Origin of the sequence: Salinispora pacifica DSM 45544 (genome assembly GCF_000378845.1) — a bacterium.
Taxonomy (GTDB): Bacteria; Actinomycetota; Actinomycetes; order Mycobacteriales; family Micromonosporaceae; genus Micromonospora; species Micromonospora pacifica.
Window position 1 is genome coordinate 603,091 of sequence record NZ_KB905359.1, and the last position, 24,996, is coordinate 628,086.

Annotated in this window: 22 protein-coding genes and 2 pseudogenes; 16 read left to right on the forward strand and 8 right to left on the reverse strand. The window is 68.7% G+C overall.

All coding sequences use genetic code 11. The features are described 5' to 3' along the window. Positions 1–32: 32 nt before the first annotated feature. A complete protein-coding gene (locus tag SALPAC3_RS0102760; RefSeq protein WP_018219741.1) occupies positions 33–1,295 on the forward strand; it encodes a M48 family metalloprotease in 1,263 nt (420 codons plus the stop codon). On the opposite strand, the gene SALPAC3_RS0102765 is transcribed toward SALPAC3_RS0102760, so the two are convergent. Continuing rightward, positions 1,269–2,045 (reverse strand): MerR family transcriptional regulator, encoded by a 777-nt coding sequence (locus SALPAC3_RS0102765; RefSeq protein WP_018219742.1) that lies wholly within the window; start codon positions 2,043–2,045, stop codon positions 1,269–1,271. The two genes, SALPAC3_RS0102760 and SALPAC3_RS0102765, sit on opposite strands and share 27 nt — an antisense overlap. Positions 2,046–2,104: 59 nt before the next feature. On the opposite strand from SALPAC3_RS0102765, the gene SALPAC3_RS0102770 reads away from it, so the two are divergent. From SALPAC3_RS0102770 to SALPAC3_RS0102785, 3 genes are all read left to right on the forward strand, one after another. After that, positions 2,105–3,688 (forward strand): DUF6194 family protein, encoded by a 1,584-nt coding sequence (locus SALPAC3_RS0102770; protein ID WP_018219743.1) that lies wholly within the window; start codon positions 2,105–2,107, stop codon positions 3,686–3,688. Between the two features lie 233 nt (positions 3,689–3,921). Beyond that, positions 3,922–4,617: a TetR/AcrR family transcriptional regulator gene (locus tag SALPAC3_RS0102780; protein ID WP_033774806.1), complete on the forward strand. Its 696-nt coding sequence runs from the start codon at positions 3,922–3,924 to the stop codon at positions 4,615–4,617. Further along, positions 4,617–5,978, forward strand: coding sequence for an alpha/beta hydrolase (locus tag SALPAC3_RS0102785; RefSeq protein WP_018219746.1), 1,362 nt, complete (start codon positions 4,617–4,619; stop codon positions 5,976–5,978). The genes SALPAC3_RS0102780 and SALPAC3_RS0102785 overlap by 1 nt, the downstream gene beginning before the upstream one ends. Before the next feature lie 70 nt (positions 5,979–6,048). Here the strand turns inward: SALPAC3_RS0102785 and murJ are convergent, their stop codons facing one another. Beyond that, a complete protein-coding gene (gene murJ, locus SALPAC3_RS0102790) occupies positions 6,049–7,626 on the reverse strand; it encodes a murein biosynthesis integral membrane protein MurJ (RefSeq protein WP_018219747.1) in 1,578 nt (525 codons plus the stop codon). Positions 7,627–7,753: 127 nt separating this feature from the next. Here murJ and SALPAC3_RS26610 point away from each other — a divergent pair. Further along, positions 7,754–8,168, forward strand: a pseudogene (locus tag SALPAC3_RS26610) (hypothetical protein). A gap of 42 nt (positions 8,169–8,210) precedes the next feature. On the opposite strand, the gene SALPAC3_RS0102795 reads toward SALPAC3_RS26610, so the two are convergent. Next, positions 8,211–8,645, reverse strand: a complete 435-nt coding sequence (locus SALPAC3_RS0102795) for a MauE/DoxX family redox-associated membrane protein (RefSeq protein WP_026185177.1) — start codon at positions 8,643–8,645, stop codon at positions 8,211–8,213. A gap of 166 nt (positions 8,646–8,811) precedes the next feature. Here SALPAC3_RS0102795 and SALPAC3_RS0102800 point away from each other — a divergent pair, with 166 nt between their 5' ends. The 9 genes from SALPAC3_RS0102800 to SALPAC3_RS0102840 all read left to right on the forward strand — a co-directional run bounded on the left by SALPAC3_RS0102800 (position 8,812) and on the right by SALPAC3_RS0102840 (position 18,094). Beyond that, entirely contained in the window at positions 8,812–10,626 is a 1,815-nt protein-coding gene (locus SALPAC3_RS0102800; RefSeq protein ID WP_018219750.1) for an alpha/beta hydrolase family protein, read from the forward strand. Positions 10,627–10,631: 5 nt separating this feature from the next. Beyond that, positions 10,632–10,790 (forward strand): hypothetical protein, encoded by a 159-nt coding sequence (locus SALPAC3_RS28230; protein ID WP_018215451.1) that lies wholly within the window; start codon positions 10,632–10,634, stop codon positions 10,788–10,790. A gap of 85 nt (positions 10,791–10,875) precedes the next feature. Further along, positions 10,876–12,780 (forward strand): RiPP maturation radical SAM C-methyltransferase, encoded by a 1,905-nt coding sequence (locus SALPAC3_RS0102810; protein ID WP_018219751.1) that lies wholly within the window; start codon positions 10,876–10,878, stop codon positions 12,778–12,780. Then, a complete protein-coding gene (locus tag SALPAC3_RS0102815; protein ID WP_018219752.1) occupies positions 12,761–13,438 on the forward strand; it encodes a DUF5825 family protein in 678 nt (225 codons plus the stop codon). The genes SALPAC3_RS0102810 and SALPAC3_RS0102815 overlap by 20 nt, the downstream gene beginning before the upstream one ends. Positions 13,439–13,490: 52 nt before the next feature. After that, complete coding sequence (locus SALPAC3_RS0102820) at positions 13,491–14,693, forward strand: cytochrome P450 family protein (RefSeq protein WP_018219753.1); 1,203 nt, start codon at positions 13,491–13,493, stop codon at positions 14,691–14,693. After that, positions 14,686–15,987 carry an MFS transporter gene (locus SALPAC3_RS0102825; RefSeq protein ID WP_018219754.1) on the forward strand — a complete coding sequence of 434 codons (1,302 nt, stop codon included), beginning with the start codon at positions 14,686–14,688 and terminating at the stop codon, positions 15,985–15,987. The genes SALPAC3_RS0102820 and SALPAC3_RS0102825 overlap by 8 nt, the downstream gene beginning before the upstream one ends. Before the next feature lie 106 nt (positions 15,988–16,093). Next, positions 16,094–16,717: a TetR/AcrR family transcriptional regulator gene (locus tag SALPAC3_RS0102830; RefSeq protein ID WP_026185179.1), complete on the forward strand. Its 624-nt coding sequence runs from the start codon at positions 16,094–16,096 to the stop codon at positions 16,715–16,717. Further along, positions 16,714–17,625 (forward strand): SDR family oxidoreductase, encoded by a 912-nt coding sequence (locus SALPAC3_RS0102835; RefSeq protein ID WP_018219756.1) that lies wholly within the window; start codon positions 16,714–16,716, stop codon positions 17,623–17,625. Before SALPAC3_RS0102830 ends, SALPAC3_RS0102835 begins: the two co-directional genes overlap by 4 nt. 43 nt (positions 17,626–17,668) lie before the next feature. Continuing rightward, positions 17,669–18,094 (forward strand): cupin domain-containing protein, encoded by a 426-nt coding sequence (locus SALPAC3_RS0102840; RefSeq protein ID WP_026185180.1) that lies wholly within the window; start codon positions 17,669–17,671, stop codon positions 18,092–18,094. A gap of 373 nt (positions 18,095–18,467) precedes the next feature. On the opposite strand, the gene SALPAC3_RS0102845 is transcribed toward SALPAC3_RS0102840, so the two are convergent. Further along, positions 18,468–18,836, reverse strand: a complete 369-nt coding sequence (locus SALPAC3_RS0102845; protein WP_018219758.1) for a VOC family protein — start codon at positions 18,834–18,836, stop codon at positions 18,468–18,470. Between the two features lie 362 nt (positions 18,837–19,198). Here SALPAC3_RS0102845 and SALPAC3_RS0102855 point away from each other — a divergent pair, with 362 nt between their 5' ends. Next, positions 19,199–20,179: an aldo/keto reductase gene (locus tag SALPAC3_RS0102855; RefSeq protein WP_033774807.1), complete on the forward strand. Its 981-nt coding sequence runs from the start codon at positions 19,199–19,201 to the stop codon at positions 20,177–20,179. 341 nt (positions 20,180–20,520) lie between these two features. Here SALPAC3_RS0102855 and SALPAC3_RS0102860 read toward each other — a convergent pair whose 3' ends face one another. From SALPAC3_RS0102860 to SALPAC3_RS0102875, 4 genes and pseudogenes are all read right to left on the reverse strand, one after another. Next, complete coding sequence (locus SALPAC3_RS0102860) at positions 20,521–21,906, reverse strand: cellulase family glycosylhydrolase (protein ID WP_026185181.1); 1,386 nt, start codon at positions 21,904–21,906, stop codon at positions 20,521–20,523. Positions 21,907–22,041: 135 nt separating this feature from the next. Continuing rightward, positions 22,042–22,550: pseudogene (locus tag SALPAC3_RS25285) on the reverse strand (hypothetical protein). An 8-nt stretch (positions 22,551–22,558) separates the two neighbouring features. Continuing rightward, a complete protein-coding gene (locus SALPAC3_RS0102870) occupies positions 22,559–23,641 on the reverse strand; it encodes a DNA polymerase III subunit beta family protein (RefSeq protein WP_026185182.1) in 1,083 nt (360 codons plus the stop codon). An 81-nt stretch (positions 23,642–23,722) separates the two neighbouring features. After that, positions 23,723–24,337 carry a TetR/AcrR family transcriptional regulator gene (locus tag SALPAC3_RS0102875; protein ID WP_018219763.1) on the reverse strand — a complete coding sequence of 205 codons (615 nt, stop codon included), beginning with the start codon at positions 24,335–24,337 and terminating at the stop codon, positions 23,723–23,725. Between the two features lie 68 nt (positions 24,338–24,405). On the opposite strand from SALPAC3_RS0102875, the gene SALPAC3_RS0102880 reads away from it, so the two are divergent. Then, a complete protein-coding gene (locus tag SALPAC3_RS0102880) occupies positions 24,406–24,975 on the forward strand; it encodes a hypothetical protein (protein ID WP_018219764.1) in 570 nt (189 codons plus the stop codon). Positions 24,976–24,996 lie beyond the last annotated feature (21 nt).

Below are 24,996 nucleotides of genomic sequence, written 5' to 3' on the forward strand. Positions count from 1 at the left end.
GGTGCCAGTGTTGGTCGGCAGAATCAGCGCTCATGATCGACACAAGGGCTATCGGTGACACCTGCCCGGAATGCGGCACTGCCACAGTCGCTCCGCGCGAGGCCCTGCCGTGGTGCCCAGCCTGCGAGTGGAACCTCAAAGCGTACGACGCTGAGCGCATCGGCCCGTTTTTCGGCTGGCGCTGGCTGGACCGACGGATCCATGACATCGGGTACCGCATGACCCGTCGCCAGTGTGACCGGCTACTCGGGCGCTCGCTGGGCAGTAGTGGCGTCGGCGCAGCCGCCGTCGTCACCGCCACCGCATCCTGCTTGTTGTTCCTGGGCGTGGTGGCCCTCGCTGTCACCGGGATCTGGCTGCTCCTCGCCTTCTCCTTCCCGAGCCCGTCGCTGCTGCTGGCGGTTCCTCTGCTCGCCCTCGCCGTCGGACTACGGCCCCGCTTCGGGCGGCTCGACCCCGACGCCGACGTCCTCCGTCGAGACCGCGCACCCGAGCTTTTCGCCCTGGTTGACGAGGTGGCGCAGGCGGTAGGGGCGCCGGCTCCCGACGTGATTGCCGTCAACGCCGACTTCAACGCGTACGCGGCAACGATCGGCATCCGCCGTCGGGTGCTGTGTCTCGGACTGCCGTACTGGGGGTCCCTCGCACCGCAGGAACGCGTCGCCCTGCTCGGTCACGAACTCGGCCACTTCGTCAACGGCGACCCGCGGCGGATGCTGCTCACCCAGCCGGCGTTCACCACCCTCGGCTCCGCGGCGGACCTTCTCCGCCCGGCGCCGTCGACCGCCCCCGGCCTCATCGAGTGGATCGGGGCGGCCCTTGGGCGTGTCATCCAATACCCGCTGTCTCGTCTGTTGTTCGTGCTGCATGTGGCACTCGTGTGCGTGGCGCTTCGAGACAGTCAACGGGCCGAGTACCTGGCTGACGAGATGTCTGCGAAGGCCGCGGGAACAGCCGCTGCGACGAGCCTGCTGGATGCCACGCTACGGGTCGAGTCAATGTCGCTCGCCGTACGCCGGGAGTCCAGGGCGGGGCACGGTCCCCAACGGTGGCAGGCGGCGGTTGCCGAGTCGCTGGCGGCCAGTGCCGACCAGCTGCCGCTGTTGCGGCAGCTGTCGGGCCGCGAGGAGGCGTCGCTGTTCTCCTCTCATCCACCCACCGGTCTGCGCCACCTGATGCTCGAGGGCGTTGAGCGGCACGATCCGGCGGTGGTGCTCACCCAGCAGCGTTCGTCTCGCATCGACGACGAGCTAACCAAGGAGTACGAGTCAGCCCGCCGGGTGCTGGCCTGGTGAGTCCATAGCTGAGGTGGCGATGTCACCGCGAGTCAGCTCAAGGTAGGAGAGGTAGTCCGCGAGGCGAGCGGATCCGGTGAGCATCGCCCGGCCGCGGGCGGCGATCCGCTCCCGCCACTGTTCGATCGACGCCGCCAGTGGGCCGGCCCCACCGGCGGCGCGCACCTGTTCGATCACGGCAGCGATGTGGTGCAGCAGGTAGCCCCCGCGTCGCAGGAGGTGGGCGAGCTCGGCGTCCCGTACGTCCTCGGGTGAGTAGACCCGCGCGGTCCGGGACCGAGCTGGGGCCAGGATCCCCGCCCGCTCCCATTTACGCAGCGTCGCTGGGGTGACACCGAGCCGGCGGGCGAGTGCACCGACGGAGACCGACGCGGCCGGACCGGGCGCGGCCGAGGTGGATCCGGACGCCAGCACGACGGCCGCCGCGGCGACCTGGTCCAGGGTCTCCCGGTCGCGTTGCAGCAGGATGTGGGCGGCATCGACGACAGCCAGGGCGGAGGGAAGGTCGCCCCGGAGGACCGATCTCATGATCTCCCCGGCCGGCTGGAAGCCGTACCCCCGAACAAGCGCGACGTAGGCGCTCAGCGCGCCCGCATGGTTGTCGGTGTAGCTGCGGTAGCCGCTCGGCGTCCGCGAAGCCGGCGGGATCACTCCGGCCGCCTCGTAGTTGCGGACCGCCTGCGCGGAGAGCCCGTGCACCCGGGCCAGATCCACCGGACGGTAAACCGCCTTTTGAAACTTCAACAGCAAATCTCCTGGTAATCGATGGCCATAGTTTAAATCGAAGGTTCAACGATACGGTTAAGGTCATGGCTTTCGATACGGAGTTGCAGGCCCTTGTCCGCGCCCACCGGCCGCGGCTGCTCGCGATCGGCGAGCCCTACCACGGGGAGCCGGCCTTCCCCCACCTACGCAATCGGATCCTCGAAACCCTCGTCGGTCACGGCTTCCGGTCCATCGCCATCGAATCGGACCGGGCCGCCGGGCTCGCCGTCAACGACTACGTGCAGGGTCGCCGCGACGAGGTGGACCTGAGTACCGGCATCAGCCACGGCTGGGGCACCCACCCCGCCAGCCGCGAACTGGTCGACTGGCTGCGCGCCCACAACGAAAAGCTGCCGCCCGACGAGCGCGTCACCTTCCACGGCTTCGACGCCCCCACCGAGATCACCGGCGCACCCAGTCCCGGGCCGATCCTGCGTGAACTGCGCGACTACCTCGGCGAAACCGTCTCTGACCTGGACGGCCTCGTCGGCGCTGAGGAGCGCTGGACCGCTCCCGAAATCATGTACGACGCGACGCGATCTCCCGGCCGATCACGGGAGGCGACGACGCTACGCGGTATCGCCGAGGACTTCCGCACCCAGCTGTACGCCGACGCGCCTCGCCTGGTCCGGGAGACATCGCTGGAGTCCTGGAACCGCGCCACGGTCCTCGCCAGCGTGGTTGTCGGCCTGCTCACTTACCACGGCGCGATGGCCGTACCGGGCACCCAGTCGCAGCGCATCGGTGGCCTGCTCGCCGTCCGGGATGCGCTGATGGCGCAAAATCTGCTGGACATCCTCGCCCGCGAACGGGACCGGGGGCCGGTCCTGGTCTCCGCCCACAACCTCCACCTGCAACGGCACCCGGGCCGGTGGGAAAGCCACTGGGAGGGCCAGGACCTGGCCTTCCAGTGGAACGGCGCCGGCTCGATCGTGTCTGCCTCGCTCGGCAGGAGGTACGTGTACGTGGCCGGCAGTCTCGGGGCGAGCGGGCCGCTGGGTCTCGGGCCGCCGGAGCCCGGCACCTACGAGCACCAACTCGGCGCCGAGACCGGGATTTTTCCGCCGCCCACCGGCGACGAGCTACGTGAACGCGCGGCCGACCTGCTCGGGCTGTCGTCGCTGGAAGCGGCGACGGTCGGGACGTGCGACGCGATCCTGCACATCGGTTCCGAACCGGGGGCGGCCGACGCGGCCCGGATCGCCGGCCTGACGGGGGTGACCGAGAGCCGGATCCTGCCGGGCCCTGAGCGCCCGCCCCACATGTGGGGCGACCGGTTCTTCTTCACCGGCGCGGACCGGGTGCGACCGTTCGCCACGATCGTCGGGCACGACGTCCCGGGCTTCGACGAAGGGTCCCGCCTGGCCGACCCCGGACGGTACCGGCTGAGCATCGAGGTGGGACGCACCGAGTTCCGCAACCTGTTCGGCTACGGCCCGGAGGAGTTCCACGTACACCGCGACCGGCTCGACTTCGCGGAGACGGACCGTCTGCTGCCCCATCCGGTCTACGCCGTGCGGGGTTGGGTCAGTGTGGTCAATCCGGGCCCGGCCACCGTGGCGGAGGTGACCCGGCTGGTGGCTTGGGCTCGTTCCCGCAGCGGATCCGCAGAAGCTGCTGCCGGCTAGCACTGCGACGGCCGTAGGTGTCCCAGCCGGTGCGCGGCCACCGCGACGCCCGCGTCCGGGTAGGTGATCAACGCGTCGCGCAGGGCGCGGGCGAAGGCGTCCGGGTCCACTGGCGACGCGTCTCACCACACGTCGAGGCAGCGCTCGCCGCGCACCCGGCTTACCCCGCAACCTCGAACTACCAGCTAGGCGAGTCGGTTGAGATCCCTCCGAAAATAAGGTAAACCTGAGTCATGTTTAGTTCTGTGGACGGTGCGTCGCCCGGCACCAAACCCGCCACGCAGCGGCGCTCCCGCGAGACCCGGGACAAGCTCATCACCGCACTGGACGAACTGCTGCATGAAGAGAACTTCGACGAGATCAGCGTCGCGCAGATCGCCAACCGGGCCGGTGTGTCCGTGGCGTCGGTCTACCAGCGGTTCGACAATCAGAACGCCGCGGTCGCCATCCTCGTCGCCCTCTACCTGCGCCGGGTTACGCATTGGTGGGACGACTTCTCCCGGGACAGCCCCGTGCCGAGCAGCCACACCTCGCTGCGTGAGGCACTCGTCCAAGTCGGCCGTGCGGCATGGCGTCAATCCGAGGACCTGCGCTATGTCATGCAGCCGGCCTACCTCCAGTCTCGGTTGCACCCGGACCTGCTCGACGAGCACTGGCGGCACCGGGAGGAGGTTGCCGTGTCCGGCTTTCGCTCACTGCTACAGGGTCACGCCGACGAGATACGCCATTCGGACCTGGCCCGAGCGGCCAGCATGACTGCGTACTTCTTCAACCTGATGTTCCTGGGACGCCTGCTTCACCCAGAGGGGATGTCCGGCTGGAACCTTCCCACCGATGCCGACGAGTTCGCCGAGGAACTCGCCGACTTCGTATGTGGCTACCTCGGTGTCGCCCGCGTCCCGGGCGCGTCGGACCGGCGGAATCGATGATGTGGACCTTTGTCGAACGCGCCACTCTAACTGCTACCGCCCTCACCACGACGCTGATCCTCTTTGCCACTCCGACGAGCGTGACGCTGCCGGCGATCGTCGCGGTGACCGCACTCAGCATCCTCCGCCTGGTCAACAACAGCGCCCGGTGGCAGATGGCACCGGCCTACCTCGCCGTCGCCTGGCTCTGCGTCGCTGTCGTCACAGAACTGCCCGTTGGCGTACGCATCGTCGGCGGGCTGGTCGCTCTGGCGTTGTCGACAGTGTCTGCCGCGTTGGTAGTCGGCTTTCCCCTTCCAAGCCTCCCGCAGCCCGACGGCCCGTTCGGGGTTGGCGTGATCACGACAGCGGACGAGCGTGACATCAGGACGGCAGCACGCATGGGACGCAGGCGACTCTTCGTCACCACGTGGTACCCGACGGAAGCAAACCTGGCTCAACGACATTCGGAAGGCGAAGCCCTGTGGTCCGAATTCCACGAAGCTCCCGGGATCCCCTCCGGGCTACGGCGGCTCGCCGGCTACCTGAAGCAGGTACGGACGCATGCGATTCGTGGCGCCCACGCCAGCCGACACGCTACTACCGCGCCGGTGGTCCTCTACCAGCCCGGGCTCGTGTCCATCACCGCGGAGAACTCGCTCCTGATGGAATCGCTGGCAAGCCACGGCTATGTCGTGGTGAGTGTCAGGCACATCGACCAGCGTGCCGAGTTGGAGGAAACGGACGCAGCCGTCGCCCCGGCCACAGCCAGCCGGATCCAGGAGATCAACCGCGAGCTGCGGGGTAGGCTCACCCGATCCGAGCGCGCCCGAATCTCTGCGGAGCTCTACCGGTTGAGCACCAGCACAGCTACCGTCGTTGCCCGACGTACCGAAGACTCACAGCATGTACTTGATCGACTTCCCACCATCCTGGCCGCTGTTCCCGGGTATCCCACCGACGAACTGGGGTCAGGGCGGCCGATCGCCACGATGGGGCTCTCCCTGGGAGGGGCGGTCGCCAGCGAGCTCAGCAAGATCGACAACCGGTGCACCGCAGCCATCAACATTGATGGCGGGCTCTACAGTGAACGCCCTCACGACCCACTCAGCGTTCCGTACCTGATGATCTACAGTGAGTTGAACTCTGGCAGCAACGATTTCGCCCGGGAGACCGCACAGGCCGAGTTCCACGAGTTGACAGCGCCCGGGACAAAGCACCTGGACTTCCATGACGCTACCGTCGTACTACCCATTCTGCGGTGGTTGGGACACCTCGGCGACGCGTCCGGTATCGAGATCGCCCGATGGAAGAATAGTCAGATTCTCCAGTTCCTGGACCGGACGGTTCGGTGCACGACGCCTGATAGATCTGCCGGGTGACTCCCGCCCGGGAAGGCTCCTGTGGTGGCGGACCCGGGTGGGTGCGCGGGACAGCCCCAGTTCATCGCGATCAACGAGTGGCTATCACCGACTCAGACACAGGCCCCAGAGCGGTTGTCACGAGTTGCCGCAGCTCGGTGAGGTGCACCAGGCGGGCCACCACAACGTAGACGGCGCAGCCGATGATGCCCGCCGTGGCCACGGTGATCAGCGCCCCGCTGTTCGGGGAGTCGAACAGTGGGGCGAGGGCATAGACCGTGAGGCCACCACAGCCACCGGAGAGGCCGCCGGCGACCGCTACCCGGGCATGCGTACGAAGTAGCCGGTGCCCGTCGATCCGGCCCAGTCGGCGGCGCAGGAGTAGGGCAGCAGCGGTGAGGCCCGCCGTGTAGGCGACCGCGTACGCGAGGGGAACCCCGACCACGGCGCTGGCGCGGGGTAGGAGCCGCGACGCGGCGAAGCATCCGGCCACGCCGACGGCGGTGACTCCGACGGTGATGACCGCGGGTGTCTTGGTGTCCTGCAGGGCGTAGAACCCGCGTTGCAGAATCATGAAGCCGGTGAACGGCACCAGGGCCACCCCGAAGGCTGCCACCACTGTCCCCAGCAGGGCGATCGCCGACGGTGAACTGCGGCCGTGGGCGAACAACAGCGTGGCGATCTGCGGGCCGAGGACCGTCAGGGCGACCGCGATCGGGGCGACGGCGACGACGGCCAGCCGTACCGCCTGGGACAGGTCCTCGACGATGTGGGCGTGCTGGCGGCCGGCGGCGTGGCGACTGAGCCGGGGCAACATGGCGGTCATCACCGACATGACGATGACCCCGAACGGCATCTGGAACACCGCGAGCGCGGTCTGGAAGACGCTGACCCCGCCCGGTTCGCTGATCGAGGCGACCCGGGTGGCCACCGCGAGCAGGATCTGGGCGGCGACGACCGACACGAGGACCCAGCCGCCGAGCCGGCCGATTCGTCGGATCCCGATACCCCGTGGGTTGAGCCGGGGGCGAAGGGTGAAGCCGCTGCGTGCCAGCGCCCACACCACCAGGGCCATCTGGGCGAAGACGCCCGCGGTGGTGCCCACGGCGAGCAACAGCAGCTGCCCGGTGGGCATCGACGTGATGCTGGTGGTGCCGCCGATCGCGAGGTAGGTCAGCCCGACCCCGATCACGATCAGACTGTTGACAACCGGCGCCCACATCGGCGCGGCGAACCGGCCCCGGGTGTTGAGTACGGCGCCGGCGGAGGCGCTGAGGCCGTAGAACAGGATCTGGGGCAGGAAGAACCGGCACAGCAGCACCGCCAGGTCGCGCTGCTCGTCAGAGAAGCCCGGCGTGTAGACCGCGACCAGCCACGGGGCGAGGACCATCGCTACCAGCGTGACTGCCCCGAGCCCGTAGACCAGCAGCGACAGCAGCCGCTGGGTGTAGAGCACCCCGGCATCGGGCTCGGTCAGTGCCGCACGCACCAGCAGTGGCACCACCACGCTGGCCATCGCACCTCCGAGGACAAGCTCGTAGACGGCATTGGGCAGGGTGTTCGCCACGTTGTAGCTGTCCAGCAGACGACTCCCCATTCCCAGCGCGGAGGCCAGCACCACCAGCCGGACGAAACCGACGGCCCGGGAAGCCAACGTCGCCACCGCCATGGCCCGACCCGCGCTGCCAAGAGAAGATCCTTCTGTCATGGCGACCTTCCTAGCGCACGGGCGCCCGGTCCCCGGAGTCCTGCCCCCGCCCCTGGAGCCCTGCCCCGTCCCCCGATTGGAGCCCCGGATGAGCACCGCGTCGGCGATTGCCCGGTTTGTGCCGGACGAAGAACTGGATGGCTTCTCGGCCGGTCAACTCCTCGAAGTGACCAAGGCCATCACAATGATCCTGTCCATCCCTCCGGCAGCTACCAACCACATCGATGCCGTCGCGGTGGCGACCGGCCAGGGGGAAGAGTGGCGCTTCACCCACGCGATCCGGGCTTGGGAGGCAAACCCCCGCCTCCGCCACCTGCTGGTCACGAGCGGGAACCCGGCGGAGAGGACCTACACCGAGCGTCACCTCCGAGGACCTGATTCCCGGCGAGGTGAAGCGCATCCTCACCTACCTGAACAAGGGCTGGCTCGCCACACCGCAGGAGCTACGGCGGTACCTTTCCTGGTTGTGGAGCAACCATGGGTCTGACTGGCTCGTACCCTGAACCGTTCTGGGCCGCGGCGCCGACTCCGCTGCGCCGCTCTACTCAGCCTGTCGCGCCGGCTGCTGCCGACCGTGCCCGAGCCTTGCGGGTGGCGCGCAGTAGCAGTCCGGCATAGAGCAGCAGCAGGGCGTCCTGGAGCAGCACGAACCAGCCGAGTCCCTGGATCAGGAAGCGCCCGAAGCAACCACAGTTGTCGACCGTCAGCCCGCGTGCGAACGCCTGCGCCGCCAGGCCAGCCCAGGCCACCGCCACCCCCACGTAGATCCAGACCGGGGTCAGCGCGCACGACCGCGGTCGGGTCAGTAGCCAGAGCCCACCGGCCAGTTCCGCCAGGATCAGCACCGCTGCCAGCCACGGCAACGCCGCCGCGGGCGCGACCTGGTACGCGGCGAGGATGTCCGGCATCACGTGCCATGAAACAAGCTGGCCTGCTCCCATCACCGTGAGGATGGCACCCAGGACAGCACGAAGCCACATGAGCCGACGCTAACGTCATGACCCAGCTCCAGCACCCAAAACGCGACAACTAATGATTTCTCTGGCTTGAGGAACGATTCCGAAACTCAGGCAGCCGACAGCGACCGCCTATTTACCCAAAGCAATTGAACGAATACGATCCGGTAGGTGCCTGGCCTGGATCGGGGTGACTGTGCACATTCCTTACGCGCCTGCCTTCGCTGCCCAGCGGCCTGAGAAGTCCGTCGAGGTCTGCATCGATAACGGCCTGGCCCAGGTCCTGACCTGGGACCGACGCACCGACCAGCGGCAGGTCCGCACCACCGCCCCGAACGGCGTGACCGGCTACGACATCGAACCCGACGGTCGGCACTTCTGGTGGTTCGACGCGAACCCGGCCGGGATCGGGCGCTGGCGACGGCAACCGTTCCGGCCCACCGCTACCGACCCGACGACACCATCCACCGCCCTCGCCGGCCTGCCGCCCGGCCGGCAGGCCGGGATCGCCTTCGACGCTTCCGGGGGTCGGGTCGCGGTCGGCATCGGCACCGAAACCGAGACCCGGTGCTACGTGGGCAGACCCGGCGGAGCCGGGCAACTGGTGGCCGCCGCGGCGGGCTACGCGACACTGGTCGACCTGACCGCTGACGGAGATACGGTCGCACTGGCCGGGCGGGCCGACAGCGACACGGCGATCAGTGTCATTCGCCTCAGCGACGGCAGGCTCGACGTCGTAGCTGGCAGCTACCGCCGGCGAATCTGGACGCTTGAGTTCCGCCCCGGCGACCGGTCCCACCCGCAGCTGCTGGTCATAGTCGAGACACCAGAGCGGTATCGGGTCGGCACCTGGCAGCGGGACCGGGGTATCGCACTGGCCGAAGCCCTCTCCTACGACACCGAGGTCACTGCCCACTGGTACGGCACGGACGGGCAGGTGCTCATCCAACACGACCAGGCCGGTCGCAGCCGGCTACTGCTGGCCGACCTCACCGGTGGTAAACCCGCGGCCATCGCCACCCCACCCGGCACGATCCTGGATCTGACCTGCGCCCCCGGCGGCGACATCCACTACGTCTGGACCGGTGAGTCGGTGCCGCCCCAGCGCCGGGTCGCCGAACCCGGCGCAACGGCCCGGGGGGCACCACGAGCGGCTGGCCCGGCGCAACCGACCGGAACAGCCCGGCGCAGCGAACTGTGGACCCATCAGCCCTACGGCCGGATCCACAGCTTCCTGGCCACCCCGCCCGGTGCCGGGCCGTGGCCGACCCTGTTCCTGGTCCACGGCGGGCCGTCCCTACATGACCGCGACGCCTACGACCCTCGGGTTGAACTGCTGGTGCGCGCCGGGTACGCGGTGGTGCGCACCAACTACCGGGGCTCGACCGGGTACGGGCCGCAGTGGCAACGGGGATACGGCCATCGGGTCGGGCTGGCCCAACTGGACGACCTCACCTCGGTGCGGCGACACCTGCTCCACCGCGGCGTCGCCGCACCAGGCCGGGTCGGCCTGTGCGGATACTCGTGGGGCGGGTACCTGGTTCTCCTCGCGATGGGAGTCACACCGGCCGACTGGTCGGTCGGCCTCGCCGTCGCCCCCATCGCCGACTACCCGGCCGCCTACCGCGGCACCACGCCGGCGCTGCGCGAGGTGGACGACGAACTCTTCGGCGGCGGGCCCGACGACGTACCGCAGCGATACCGCGCGGCCAATCCAATGACCTACCTGGACCAGGTACGTGGCCCCCTGTTCATCGCTGCCGCCAGCGACGACGACCGCTGCCCGCCGGGCCAGGTGCGACGCTACGTCGCTGCACTACGCCACCGCCGGGTGCCGCACCAACTGCACTGGATGTCCGGCGGCCATCTCGGCGACGCCGCCAGCCAGACCCACGCGTTCGACGAACTACTCCGGTACGCCGGCCAGGCACTGGGACCGGACCGAACCCGGGCGGCCACAGCGGACGGCCGTCCGTACCAGCCAACCAGCCAGGGAGGGAGGTGAATCGCATGAAGCGACGCAGCGTACGGCATGACCCGATCGCCACCAACGAGCGGGAGCGCGGGGCGGTCGTGGTGAAGATGTTCCTCGACATGGACCGGGCAGTTGCGGCCGAACGGAGCGGCGGGACCGATCCAGCGGCCGACAAGGTGGCGGTCAGCGAGTAGCCACCAGCGGTAACCGCGCGAGTTCAACGGCTCCGTTCCGGAGCAGCCCGCTCCGGGACGGAGCCCACCAACGGAAGGATCCGCAATGAAGGTCGTCCTGGTCAGCATGCCGTGGGGCTCGATCGATGTTCCGTCGCTGGCGCTGGGCATCCTGCGTACGGCAGCCAGCCGGGGTGGCCACGAAGTCGAGGTCCGCTACGCGAACCTCGACTTCGTCGACTGGGCGGCCCGAGTCACCAACCTCACGTTGGCCGACTATCAGTACTTCTCGGAATCCTCCTACTTCCTCGGCGCCGGCGACTGGGTCTTCTCCGGCCTGCTCGACGAGGCAGACCGATCGTTCGACTCCTACGCCCGGCTGCTGGCCAGCAACGGCACCGCCGACGCCGAGATCGCACGGACCGGGTCGATGCACCGGGTGGTGCCCGAATTCATCCGCGGGCTCGCGACCGAACTGGCGGCGACATCGCCCGATGTCGTCGGCTTCACCACCACGTTCCAGCAGAATACCGCCAGCCTGGCCGTCGCCCGGCTGCTGAAACAACTACGGCCGCAGACCCAGATCGTGTTCGGTGGCGCCAACTGCGACGGGCCACAGGGGGCGGCACTGCACCGCAACTTTCCCTACGTCGACTACGTCGTGCGGGGTGAGGGGGAGGTCGCTTTCCCGCACCTACTGGACGCGCTCGATCCGCTGACCACCGCACCCGACCGGACGGAGCTGGCCAGGATCGCCGGCCTGTGCTGGCGGGACCGCGACGGCAGGGGACAGGCCAACGAGATGTCGTCCGCTCCCCTGCCGCCAACCCACATTGTGGCTCCCGACTACACCGGCTACCTGGAGCGACTGGACGCCTCGGTGGCGGCGGACTGGGTAGCGCCCAAACTGGTCGTCGAAGGTTCCCGCGGTTGCTGGTGGGGCGAGAAGCACCACTGTACGTTCTGCGGGCTCAACGGGTCGTTCATGCAGTTTCGTAGCAAGAGCCCAGCCCGGTTCCTTGACGAGCTCCTCGATTTGGCGCGCCGCCACCAACTGCTCGACTTCATCGTCGTGGACAACATCCTGGACATGGCGTACTTCGACACGGTGCTGCGCTGGCTGGCCGAGTCGGAGTACGACCTGCGCCTCCACTTCGAAGTCAAGGCCAACCTGCGCCGGCACCACTTCCAGCAGCTGAGCGACGGCGGTGCCGTACAGGTCCAGCCCGGGGTGGAGAGCCTCAGCACCAACGTGCTGCGGCTGATGGACAAGGGCGTCACCGGTTGCCAGAACGTACGGGCGTTGCGCGACGCGCAGAGCGCGGGTGTGACGGCGAGCTGGAACTACCTGTACGGGTTTCCCGGTGAGACGGCACGGGACTACACCAGCGTCGTCGCGCAGCTGCCGGCCCTGCACCATCTGGAGCCGCCGATCAGCTCCACCCGGATCGCCATCGAGCGGTACAGCCCCTACTTCGACCGCCCGGAACTGGGGTTCGCCGTCCTGCGGCCGGCCCCCCAGTACACCGAGATCTACCGGCTGCCCGAGACCGAGCTCGCCGACCTGGCGTACATCTTCACGTCGGCGCCGAACGGCATCGACGGGGCCCAGGCCGCCGACCTCGACGCGGCACTCGGCACCTGGCAGGCGCAGTATCCGGTCAGCCGGCTCACGTACCAGGAGCTTGCCGACCGGATCGTGTTGGTCAGTCGACGCGCCAGCTACGACTGGACCGTGCTGGAGCTGACCACGCCGGCCGAGGTCGAGCTGTTTCGGCTCCTGGGCCAGCCCCGTACGGTCGCGACCCTCGCCGCGAAGGTGCCCGGCGGGGCGGCGGCCGTCGAGCCGCTGCTGTCCCGGTGGACCGCGCTGGGCCTGCTGTTTCACGACGGTGGCCACCAGGTGCACCTCGCCGTGGAGTCCAACAATCAGGTACTGACCCGAATCGATCACCGCCGAGCTGAGGTCCGGCGACTTGAGGAGGAATCGCGTGCCACCGTCGTCGCCTGAGCTCACCGAGCTGACCGAGTGGGGCGCAAGCGGGGTCGAGATCGAATTGTCCCGCGACTACGAGCCCACCACCGCCCAGGTCCCGGGTATGTCTCTCGGTACCCGACGGATCACCGGCCCGTGGGAACCCCTCGTCGCCGAGCTCTACCACCTGGGCGTCCGGCAGGTCCGGATCGCCGACCCGGTCGACCTGTGTCCGGACGCGGGCGTCGTCGCCGCCCGCACCCTGGTGTTGCTCCGGGAGTTGACGGCCCACGCGGTCTCGGTGGAGTGGGTAGCTCGTTGTCACGACGGCTGCGCGGGTCGAGGCCTGTTCAACCATCTGTATCCGCCGGCTCGGGTGGATGGTGTCGACGACGACGCGGCGGTACGGGGCTGGCAGACGTCGTTCTTTCTGGGGATGTGCGTGTCCCGGCGGGGCCCGGGGTTCACCGAGGTACGCGACCGGCGGCTCGGCACGCTGGAGATGTACACCATCGACGAACCAGCGCATCTGGCGGCGATCACCGAGTTGGCGGAGGGCGTCCCGGCCGGGCAGCTGCCCGTTCCCGTGCGTGAGGAGCTGACCGAGGCACGGCTGATCGCCGAGCAGTCCGGGTATCTGTGGTGGCTGCCGACCCGGGCGTACCGGTGGCCGTCTCCTGCCCTGAGCGTGTAGGCAGGCCCTTCTCCCGCCAACCGCCCCAACCGCCCCAACCGCGAGGAGAGCCGTGGAGACCGTGACCGGCACGTCGACCCCGCCACCGGTGCCGTATATCGCCGATCCGTACCCGACGTTGGCCCGTATCCGCGCCAACGGCCCGGTATCGATCCTGCACAGCGACGAGGGCATCCCGATGTGGGTCATCGCGCGCTACCGGGATGTGCGGGCGGCGCTGGCCGACCCACGATTCGGGCAGGACGCCCGCCGCGCCCAGGCCCTGGCCGACAACCGGGTCGCCGGGGTCACCCTCGGCGGTGACATCGTCCACATGCTCAACAGCGACCCGCCGGACCACACCCGGTTGCGGCGCCACGTTCAGGGCGCGTTCACCGCTCGACGGGTGGCGGCGATGCGACCACTGGTGGAACGCATCACCACCTCCTTGCTGGACGGGCTCACCGGTCGAACGACAGTGGACCTGGTGCAGGACTTCGCCTTCCCGCTGCCGATGTTGGTCATCTGTGAGCTGCTTGGCTTCCCGGCTGAGGAGCGAAACGCCTACCGATCCTGGTCAACGGCGATCCTGACGCACGACGACGACCCTGCCGCCTTCGCCACGGCACTGCGGGAAATGACCGACTACATCGCGGTTCAGCTACGGATACGACAGACCCGGCCCGGCGACGACATCCTGACGGAGTTGCTGGCCGCGCGCGACGCGGGCCAGCTGACCGACGACGAGATCATCGGCATGGTCTTCCTGCTCCTGATTGGTGGGCACGAGACGACCGTCAACCTGCTCGGCACCGCCACCCTCGCCCTGATGCGCAACCCCGACCAGCACCGGTGGCTGCTGGCAAACCAGCACGCGCTGCCGGAGGCGATAGATGAGTTCCTCCGCTACGAGTCCCCGGTCGCCATGGCAACGCTACGGTTCACCACCACGCCCGTCGCTGTTGACGATGTCGTGATTCCCGCCGGTGAGCTGGTGCTGGTGTCGCTCGGCGGCGCCAATCGGGACCCCGACCGGTTCCCGGACGCCGACCGTTTGATCCTCGACCGGCGCGACACCGGACATCTCGCCTTCGGCCACGGCCTGCACCGCTGCCTCGGCGCGTTTCTCGGAAAACTCGAAGGTGAGGTGGCTCTCGGTGCCCTACTGAGGCGGCACCCGAGGCTGGCGCTCGCCGCGGAGGTGCGTCAGCTCCGGTGGCGAGACACGATCATGTTGCGTGGACTGGAGTCACTTCCGGTATCCCTCCATGGCTGAGGCTACGACGGCGGCCACCTCCATCACTCGCCGGTTCCGGCCGCAGCTCAGCTTCGCTCCCCTGCGCATCCGCGGCTACCGGCTGCTGTTCGCGGCCGAATTGATCTCTGTCTTTGGTGATGCCTTTCACACGGTGGCGCTTCCGTTTCTGGTCTACCAGTTCGGCGGCGGCGCGCGCGATCTCGGCCTACTGGTGGCCGGCTATGGGCTGTGCCGGCTGGTGACGACACCGCTGGGCGGGGTCTTCTCCGACCGGATCGGCCCGTGGCCGGTGATGCTGATCTCTGACCTGATTCGGGTGCTGTTCACCGCCGGCATCGTCGTGGTCGCCGTGACCGGAGCTGGCGGCATGGTCGCCGTAGCGGTGTTGGTGGCCGGCACCGGACTCGGCGCCGGGCTGTTCCAGCCCGCTGCCTACGCGATCACCCCGCGGCTGCTGCCCGCCGAGCAGTTGCAGGCTGGCAACGGATTGCACAGCACCGCCACGTTCGCGGCCGGAATGATCAGTCCGGGTGCGGCCGGGCTCGTGGTGATCGCCCTCTCGCCAGCGGTGGCGTTCGGTGTGGACGCCGTGACCTTCGCCGTTTCGGCGGCCTGCCTGGCGATGATCGGCGGTGTGGGGCGCGCTGCGGCGATGCCGGTGGCGGCCGCCACTGGTGGCGGCGCGGCACCGACGCCGGAGCCGGCCGACGGGACGCCGCCGGCCGGTCCAGAGATCGGTTTCTGGCAGCTGCTTCGGGAGTCGGCGCTGTTGCGTACCGTGCTGCTGGTCACCGCGACCGCCAACCTCACCGTCGGCGGAATGGTCCGGGTCGGTCTACCGTCGCTGAACAACGACGATTTCGCCGCTGGTGCGGGTGGGCTGGGCGGTCTGCTCGCCGCCTTCACGGCCGGCTCGCTGGTGGGTGGGCTCTGCTCCGCCGGTGTGGCGGGGCTGCCCCGACGCGGATCGACGGCGATGATCTCGGGCCTGGTGTTGGGTGTCGCTGTCGCGTTGGTGCCCTTCGCCGGCTATCTCGGCGCCGTGGTCGCGCTGTCGGTGGCCGGCCTCGCCAGCACCGTCACGAATGTACTGGTGATCACGATCGTGCAGCAGAGCACCGCGCCGCACCTACTTGGCCGGGTGATGAGCGCGATCGTCTTCGCCGCGTTGAGTCTGTTTCCGCTCTCCACGATCGCCGCCGGTCTGGTGGCCGAAGCCTACGGCAGCACGGCGATCTTCCTCGCCACCGCGGCAGCGCTGTTGGCCGCGTTCGGCTACGGCTGCGCCCGCCGCGAACTACGGCAGCGGTAACGGTGGATCGGCCCTGACCAGCGGACGTGGGCACGGGTAGCGGCGGGATTTGCCCGGGGCGACCCCCACCTGATTTAATAAATGAACGACCATTTATTAATGTGGGGTGATGCCGGTGGGACGTCCGCGCGGAGTTGACGACGTGGTGATCCTGCGTGCGACGACGCACGTCATGGGTCAGGTGGGCCCGGCGGGTCTCACGTTGGCCGCCGTGGCACGCGCGGTCGGGCTGGCACCGGCAACCCTGGCGCAACGCTTCGGCTCCAAACATGGCCTACTCCTCGCCCTCGCCAACCAGACGGAGAAGGACATCAACGAGCTGGTTGGGCGAGTGCGTCGCACGCACGACTCGGCGCTCGGGGCCCTGACGACGCTGATGGTGCGGTCCGTGGCGGCGCTGAGCACCCCGGAGAGCTACGCCAATCACCTGGCGTTCCTGTGTATGGACCTCGGTGATCCGCAGCTCTACGAACGCGCCCTGACCATTCACCACACCCAGCAACGAATGATCGAGCAGCTACTCACCGAGGCAGCGGACACCGGTGAACTCCGCACCGACAGTAGCCCCGCGGCGCTGGCCCGCACGGTGCAGGCGGTCACCGCCGGCGCCGGCCTGAACTGGGCGCTGGAGCGCGAAGGCCGCCTCGAACAGCGGCTTCGGCAGGAGCTCGACGCCGTGCTGGCGCCCCACCTGCCGCCGCACGCCAATCCTGATCTGGAGGAGTCATGACCATTGACGCACGCCCGCTGGCCGGAAAGGTCGCCCTGGTCGCCGGCGGCACCCGCGGTGGCGGACGGGGCATCGCCGTCGAACTCGGCGCCGCCGGTGCGACGGTGTACGTCACCGGACGAAGCAGCGCCGGCGAACGCTCCGACCTCGCCCGGCCGGAGACCATCGAACAGACCGCCGAGCGCGTCACCGCCGCCGGCGGACTGGGTATCGCCGTTCGCACCGACCACAGCCGTCCCGGCGAGGTCCAGGCGCTCATCCACCAGGTCACCGCCGAGCAGGACGGCCAACTCGACATCCTGGTCAACTCGGTGTGGGGCGGCGATCCGCTCACCGACTGGGAGCATCCACTGTGGGAACAGGAGCTCGATACCGGTCTGCGGTTGCTGCGGCAGGCGGTGGAGACCCACATCATCACCAGCCGGTACGCGCTCCCCCTCCTGGTCGCCCGCCGCAGCGGCCTGGTGGTGGAGGTGACCGACGGCAACACCGCCCGCTACCGCGGCAGCCTCTTCTACGATCTGGCGAAATCCGCGGTCATCCGCCTCGCCGTCGCCCAGGCGGCCGAGCTCAAGCCCCACGGCGTGGCGGCCGTAGCCATCACGCCGGGCTTTCTCCGTTCGGAGGCCGTGCTGGAACACTTCGGTGTCACCGAGGCCAACTGGCGCGACGGGGTGGCCCAGGACCCCAACTTCGCCCACTCCGAAACCCCGGCCTACCTCGGTCGGGCTGTCGCCGCGCTGGCCGCGGACCCCAACGTCCTGGCCAAGACCGGACGCGCCCTGGCCACCTGGGGCCTCTACCGGGAGTACGGGTTTACCGACGTTGACGGCAGCCAACCGGACTTCGCCGCCCACTGGGCCGAAAACCTGGCCGACGAGTACGGGCCCCTCGGGGAGCCACTCTGACCCGAGGCCGCTGCCGCCGCAGGCGCGCCTTGGCGGCAGCGGCATGGTGTTCGGCCGTAGCGGGTATGGGCAGGGCATGATTGATAACACGATCGTGACGGTGGCTGAGACGAATTCGGACTTCCGAAGGGTGCTGTGGACCGGTAAGCACCTCCAACTGGTGGTCATGACGATCCCACCCGGGGGTGAGATCGGCGACGAGGTGCACGAGCATGCGGACCAGATTCTGACCTTCGTCAGCGGCGCCGGCGAAGCGCGGGTTGCCGGCGAAAGGCGCGAAATCGAGCGGAGCAGTCAGATCGTGGTGCCGGCGGGCACCAGGCACAACTTTGTCAATACCGGGCCGAACCCGTTGGTGCTCTACACGATCTACAGCCCACCGCAGCACGCCGACCAGGCGGTGCACCGCACCAAGGAGGAGGCCGACGCGGCCGAGACCGCGGGCGCGGACGAGCCGCCGACCGGCTGAGCTCCGGCGGGTTCGCGGCCCCAACGACGACGATCCGCCAGCCGGACGGGCCCAGGGGACGCCACCGCTACTCGCGCGCCCGCATACGCCACCCGGGCGTCCCGCGCCGAGACGACTTCTGCCTGCCAGCCCACGTTCCTCGCCAGCACAGCACTGCCCCGATCTTGGTTCGTGGCATCAGGACTGTCGGCTGAGGGGCCACCCCCGATGTCGCCAAGGTGTGCGGCGGCGGGTCAGCAGGACGCGTTCAGAAAGCAGTTCGCGTACATCGTCCGCATCGTTGTTCGAAGCCTCCGGCACCGGTGTCTCCCCACAAGACGCCGAGGTGTCGAGGTGCCCTCCGAGCGTGTGCCAGGCGTAGCCGGGGCGGCGATCACTCCGGCTCATGGCAGACCGCCTCGACGTTGTTGCCATCCGGGTCGCGGACGAAAGCACCGAAGTAGTTCGGGTGGTATTCCGGCCAGATTCTGGGGGCATGCAGCACCTCCGCCCCGGCCGCCACCGCGGCGTCGTGGAACGCCCGCACGGTAGCCCGGTCAGCCGCGGTGAAGGCGATGTGCACCTCGGCTCCCTCGTCCGCGCCACGCAGCGGATAGAGCCAGAAGTCAGGAGTGTCGGTGCCATAGCCGACCTGGGTCGGGGACTCCAACAGGCGACGCCCCCCAAGGGTGGTCAGGACGGCATCGTAGAAGACACGGCTGGCGTCGAAGTCACGCACGTGGACGGCAATGTGGTTGAGCACCGTAACTCCTCGAGGGAAACCGGCCATCGGGAAACCGGGCCGGGTCACCGGGTGTGACGAATCCCAGGCTAGGAAGGGGGTACGACGCTCTCACCGCCGCGCGACAGTGACAGCCACCCCGCGCACGGTGTGATCCGGACACGTTGCGAACCAGGTACCGGAATCTGCCAGCGGTGGCGCGAGACGAGGTCAGCCGGTTGGCCTTACCAGAGCAGGCGCGGCGCCCGGCCCGTTGAGCGGGGGCACCTCGGAGACACCAGACCGAGAGAGCTTCAGGTGACGGAGGTCTCAGGCATTGCGTGCTACCACACACCTGCCCGTAGGGTCACGGTGATCTCGTTGTCGCGTGGGGGGCAAACCGAGTGCAGTACGTACGTTTGGGCAGGACAGGGCTGAAGGTCTCGCGGATCTGTCTGGGAATGATGAGCTACGGCGATCGCGGCAAGAGCGATGGGTGGGTGCTCAGCGAGGACGCCGCCGAACCTCTCGTCCGGCGGGCGGTGGATGCCGGAGTCACCTTCTTCGACACCGCCGACATGTACTCGTCAGGAACGAGTGAGGAGGTCACCGGCCGTCTGCTGGGCAAGATCTTCTCGCGGCGGGACGACTACGTCCTTGCCACCAAGGTCTTCTTCCCGATGGGCAGTGGGCCCAACGACGGTGGGCTGTCCCGCAAGCGCATTCACACTGCCATTGACGAGTCGCTGCGCCGGCTCGGCACCGATCATGTGGACCTCTACCAGATCCACCGCTGGGACGACCAGACACCGATCGAGGAAACGATGGAGGCCCTGCACGAGGTGGTACGCGCCGGAAAGGCCCGGTACCTCGGTGCCTCCAGCATGGCCGCCTGGCAGTTCGCCAAGGCGCAACACGCTGCCGACATGTCCGGGTGGACTCGGTTCGTTGCCATGCAGAATCACTACAACCTGCTCTACCGAGAAGAAGAACGGGAGATGATCCCGCTCTGCCGCGACCAGGGAGTCGGCGTCATCCCGTGGAGCCCGCTGGCCCGTGGACTGGTCGCCCGCGCCGGAACGACCGAGGCAACAACCACCGCTCGTGCGTCCGGCGGCGACGCCGACCGCCGGGAGGCGCTGTACGGGCGCGGCGATGAGCGGATCCTGCACCGGGTGGCCCAAGTCGCCAACGAGTGCGCTCTCCCACCAGCGCAGGTCGGTCTCGCCTGGCTGCTGGGTAAGTCTGGGGTGACCGCCCCCATCGTCGGGGCCACCAAGGAACGGCACATTGATGATGCGGTTGCGGCGGTGGACGTTTCGCTGACCGAGAAGCAGATGCAATACCTCGAAGAGCACTACCAGCCGCAGGCCATCCGCATGTGAACGCGCCGTGGCGAGTCCTGCAGTTCGGCCAGGTCGGCCCAGGCGGCTGGCAGAGTCACCGATTCGTTGTAGCGGGACGGCTACTTGGTCGGACCGGGTTGGGCAGGAACTCGCGGTGGTCCGCGGCGAGATCGCTCGTCGGTGCCCGCCGCTGTTGCCCGCTACGCCAGCGGCTACGGCACGCGCCGACGACAGCACGGGCCTGGAGCAGGTGAACCGAGAGCCCCGGAGGTGACTTTCCCGTACGTGGTGGGCATTCCTGCGGCGCGCGCCGGTACGGAAGCCGCCACCCGGCGGCTGATCGACCGGGGCGGCGGTTTGTGATCCGGGTGGAGGGGCGGTCAGAAGTCGTCAGCGGTACGCATGCGGTCACGGATCCAACCACCGGCCGGCTTGAGCGGGCCGGTGCCGCCGAAGTCGCCACTGGCACACGTTCCGGTGGTGAAGACCGCGCCGGAGCGGAAGTCGTCGGAGTAGTTCCAGTTGACCCAACTGATCTTCTTGCTCGCCATCAGGTCGAGGTAGCGCTGGGACATGGTGAAGTCGTTCGGACCGTCGCCGGTGTACTGCTGGGTGCCGAACTCGGTCACGAAGATCGGAATCTGGTCGGCCGCCGCCGCCAGGGTGTTGTAGTACAGGTCGCGATGCGATGCCGCGTAGAAGTGGAAGACGTACATCAGGTTGCTGGCCGCCACCGGGTTGGCGGTGATGGCGTCCACGCCGCCGCCGCTTCCGGAGACCCCGAGCGACGACCAGTCGGGAGTGCCGACCAGCACCACAGCCTCCGGGTCCCGCTCTCGGATCACCGGGATGACCTGGTCGGCGTAGCTCTTGACCGCGCCCCAGCTGACCCCGTTCGGCTCGTTCGCGATCTCGTAGAGGACGTTCACCTTGTCCCGGTGCCGGTCGGCGATCTCGGCGAAGAAGGTCTGCGCGCGCGACAGGTTGTAGTTGGGGTCGCCCGGCGTGAGCATGTGCCAGTCGACGATCGCGTAGAGGCCGCGAGCGGTAGCCATCTCGATGTACTCATGGACCAGGTCGGTAAAGCCACGCGGGTCGGTCTCGTAGCCACCTTCCTGGATGTACATCGAGATCCGCAGGACGTCGGCGCCCCACTGGTGGGCGAGGACGTCAAGGGAGGCGTTGGTCGCGCAGTTGGCGTACCACTGCAGACCGTGCGTGCTCATGCCCCGCAGTTGGATCGCCTTGCCGTTGTCGTTACAGAGCTGTTCACCACAGACCCTCAGCTGTCCGTTCGCCGCGACCGGCGTGCTACCAGGAGGTGCGGTGGTCGGTGAGGGTGAGGGTGGACTGGTCGTCGGAGGAGCTGTCGGCTGGCACGGCTGGCCGTTGAGTCGACAGCCGCTCGGATGGCCGGAGCCGGAGCCGAGGAAGCCGAACGTCACCGAGGCGCCCGGTGTGACTGTGCCGTTCCAGTGCTGGTTGGTGAAACGGTAGCGCTGCCCGTCGCGGTCCATCAGCGCGTTCCAGTACGTGCCGATGCTGGTGCCCGCCGGCAGGTCGAAGTCGACCTGCCAGGAGGTCAGCGTGCTGCTTCCCCCGTTGGTGATGGTGTATCGGCCTTCCCAGCCACTACCCCAGTCGGAAACCTTGACGAACGTCGCGGTCGGCGCGGCCGCCGCGGTGGCGGTGGTGGCCACCATGGCCGCCGCGGCCACGACCGCGAAGACGCCGGCCAGGGCCACAGTCCTCATGCCCAGCTTCATCGGTCCTCCTAGAGACATCGCCCGATCAGCTCGGCCGTGGCTGGGGTCGGGACAGGGACTCCATGCGGCGCGCTTTGTTAATCTACTTAACTATATCGTGACCTGTCTATAACAAACTTGACTGGTTATGCCGGACTACGGTGCTGACCGATGGGGGTCGAGGCGCTGGGTCGAGCCTGCCGCCAAAGCCGCACAAACGTGCTGGACGCCGCTGCGGATCATGCCGCCGTACTGGTCGTCGGGAGGTCCGTAACCAGACTTTGGGCCTGGGCCAGATGCTTCCGCGCTCGCGTGGGATCACCCAAGCGCCGATGGTCATCGGCGAGGTTGAGGTGCAGCGAGGGTAGGAGCAGCCGCACCTGCCACGCGTGGTCGTACCGCCGAGCACGGTCATCGGTAAGGTCGCCAGCGGCGGCGAGGGCACGCTCGTCCCACTCGAGTTCAGCCTGGGTCGTGTCCTGCAAATCGGCCAGGTAGTGGGCGAGAGTGCACCGGTGTAGCGCATCGCCGGTGGCGCCGATCTGCTCCCAGAGCGCGGTGAGAGCATCGCGGGCCTGCGAGCGCTGCCCGGATCGGCCGAGCTCCACCGCGGCGCCGATGCTCGCCATCGTCTCGTCGGCGGCGGCTCGCACGGACTGGTCCATGGTTCTCCTCAGGTTTCGGATTGTGGGCTGGCCGCCACCGGCATCACCACGGTGGTGAGATCGCCATCATCGGCGCAGCGAGAGACAACGGGCAGGTGGGGTTGGCTGATCTGCAGCATCACGTCCGGCCCGATGCTGGCCGCTGCCGCCAGCGCCGGGTACAGCGTGGCGGCGCGGAAGCTGATCGCCACCGGCGCTCCGGTGATGTCTGCGGGAACCACTCTCGGCGTCCCCCGACCAGGCGAGGACGTCACGGTCAGATCGCCGTGCATCACGAAGTCCAGGCGTACCTGTGGATCATCGGCGACGGCGGCCAGCAGTAGGTCCCGCGACGCGACCACCTGGGTCCGCACCTCGGGCAGTCCGTCGAGGACGATCCGGTACGCGGGGAAGGCTCCCGCAACTGTCGGTAGCCGCTGTTGGCCACCGGGACCGGTGAGCTGGACGTACGAATCGGCGTACCCGAGTCGCAGGTGCGCCTGGTTGCCGATCCACTGCCGCGCCCGGTCCAGGTGGGCTGCGTCAACAACGGCCGTCGCCGGCACCTGCCGCCGGTCGTTCGGCAGCGACCGGACCGCTAACCGATACCGGTCGGTCGCCACCAACCGCAGCTCATCCTCGGTCACCTCGATCAGGACCCCGCCGAGCGCGGGGATGCCGGCGCTGGCATCCGCGGCCGACACCACCTGCCCGATCGCCTCGGCAAGTCGCTGTCCAGACAGGACCAGCGTGGCGCCTTCCCGATCTCGGATCAGGCTCAGCGCGGTGGTGCGGGCGACCCGGGCGTCCTCGACCGCGCGTTCCATCGAGCTCAGGTGAGCCGCCAACAGCTGCTCGGCCACCCTGGCGGGGCCGGCAAGCACCCGCCGTACCTCCCCCAACGGCAGCCCCAACTTCCGCAGTTGACGGATCAGGGTGACCTCGTCGAGCTGATCCGGCGAGTAGTACCGGTATCCGGTGATCGGGTCAACCGCAACGGGGCGCACGAGACCGCAGTCGTCGTAGAAGCGCAGGGCGCTGGTGCTGACCTGCGCGGTCCGCGCGAAGACCCCGATCGTCATCCGATCCTCTTGTGCTGCCACGCCGACCATCCTGAGCCCTCAACCAACCTGAAGGTCAACAGCCGAGGACCCCTGAACTTCCTGACCCACGCGGCACCCCGGTGATCGGGGCTACCGGGCCGCGTCGTCGTCCCGGGCGCTCGTCAGGCTGTCGAGGTGCTCGGCGAGCAACACGCGGAGGCGGTCAGGCGGCATGAGCTCGGTACGCACCAGCGCGTGCAGGGTGAGCCCGTCGAGTAGGGCATGCAGTCGGGCCTTCTCCGCGCTGAGGTCAGCACCCCGAGCCACCAGCCCGGCCGCCGCGAGGGCGTTGACAGCGACATCGACGACCCCCCGGACGCCGTCGTCGGCCTCGCGGAGTCGCGCCTGGGCAGCCGGGTCAACCTGGGCGTGCAAGGTCAGCCACAGCCACACCTCAGCCGCTCTGCGGCGCTGTCGATCCAGCGGCAGGAACTCCTCCAACGCCCGCTGAACGGTCTCGCGGGGTGGCCCGGCCCAGCTCTCCGCGGCGAAGCGTTCGGTCGCCCTCGCGATCACGTGCTCCATGGCGAAGGTCAACAATTCGGCCTGGGTGGCAAAATAGTGCCGCAACGCACTGGGTGACCAGCCGGCCTCGGCAGCGATGCTTCGCACCGTGGCTGCGGCGACGCCATCGCGGTAGACGACGCGCCACATCGCCTCGGCCAGCTCGGCGCGGCGCGCGGCGTGGTCAACGATTTTCGGCACGGCTCCTCCGGCAGTCGATGACAGCCCCTGCTACGGTGATCGTACAGCGTGCCAAAAAGGGGGTATGGGTGCTTGTCGCGATGATCGTCGCCTGTGAGGTGGCCTTCTGGCTGCTGCTCGCGGCCGGACTACTGGCCCGGTACCCGCTTCGCCTTCCCCGCGTCGGCGCCGTCCTGCTCCTGGCGGTCCCGATGGTCGACCTCGTCCTGCTCGCCGCCACGACGATCGACCTCCGCCGCGGCGGGACCGCCACCGCCGCCCATGGCCTCGCCGCGGCGTACCTCGGTTTCTCCGTGGCGTTCGGTCACCGCATGGTTCGCTGGGCCGACGTACGCTTCGCACACCGTTTCGCCGGCGGGCCGCCACCGACTCGGGCGCCACGGTACGGACCGGAGCGCACCCGACACGAGTGGCGCGAGTGGGGCCGGGGCCTGCTCGGCTGGGCTGTTGCCTGCGCTCTCCTGCTCGCTGGTGTCGCCTTCGTCGGTGACGCCGAGCGGACCCAGGAACTCTGGGGGTGGATCGGGCGGCTCAGCCTGGCGATGGCGATCTGGCTCGTCTTCTGGCCCCTCGCGCACACGGTGTTTCCCAAGCGGGAACCGCGCCGCCCCACCAGCGCCCCGGGCCCAACCGGATGAGTCGTCAACCGGGGCAACTCC